Below are 571 nucleotides of genomic sequence, written 5' to 3'. Positions count from 1 at the left end.
AGGGCTACAAGTTCTCCACGTACGCCACCTGGTGGATCCGCCAGGCCATCACCCGCGCCATGGCCGACCAGGCCCGCACCATCCGCATCCCGGTGCACATGGTCGAGCAGGTCAACCGGATGGTCCGGGTACGCCGCGAGCTGTCGGTGACGCTGGGCCGCGAACCCACCGTCAGCGAGGTGGCCCGGGCGCTGGAGATCCCCGAGTTCCAGGTGATCGAGCTGATCTCCTACGACCGGGAGCCGGTGAGCCTGGACCAGGCGGTCGGCGAGGACGGCGAGAGCGCGCTCGGTGACTTCGTCGCCGCGGTGGACCCGCGTACCGAGCCCGGTGACGCCGCCACCAACGGCGAACTGCGCAACGAGGTGCGCATCGTGCTCGCCACCCTGTCCCAGCGGGAGCAGGCGGTGNCCGCGAGTTCGGCCTGTCCCGGGAGCGGATCCGGCAGATCGAGAAGGTGACGCTGCTCAAGCTGCGCGACCCCGAGCGGGCCAACCGCCTGGAGGCGTACGCCTGCTGACCCCCGGCCCGCGTTCCGGCCCCGGCGGTTCGCCGGGACCGGTTCTGGTTA

The 571-nt window shown here is 71.2% G+C and carries 2 protein-coding genes; both read left to right on the top strand.

Annotated elements, in window-relative coordinates; all coding sequences use genetic code 11:
* Positions 1-59 precede the first annotated feature (59 nt).
* Positions 60-461: a sigma-70 domain-containing protein gene (locus B1205_RS30520; RefSeq protein WP_441338426.1), complete on the top strand. Its 402-nt coding sequence runs from the start codon at positions 60-62 to the stop codon at positions 459-461.
* On the top strand, positions 425-520 hold the full coding sequence (locus B1205_RS33245) for a hypothetical protein (RefSeq protein WP_441338425.1): 96 nt from the start codon (positions 425-427) through the stop codon (positions 518-520). The genes B1205_RS30520 and B1205_RS33245 overlap by 37 nt, the downstream gene beginning before the upstream one ends.
* The last annotated feature ends 51 nt before the right edge of the window (positions 521-571 follow it).

The sequence above is a fragment of the Micromonospora sp. NBS 11-29 genome (assembly GCF_002140155.1).
Lineage (GTDB): Bacteria > Actinomycetota > Actinomycetes > Mycobacteriales > Micromonosporaceae > Micromonospora.
Note: the sequence above shows the minus strand (reverse complement) of the source record. Positions and strands in the feature narration are given on the sequence as shown.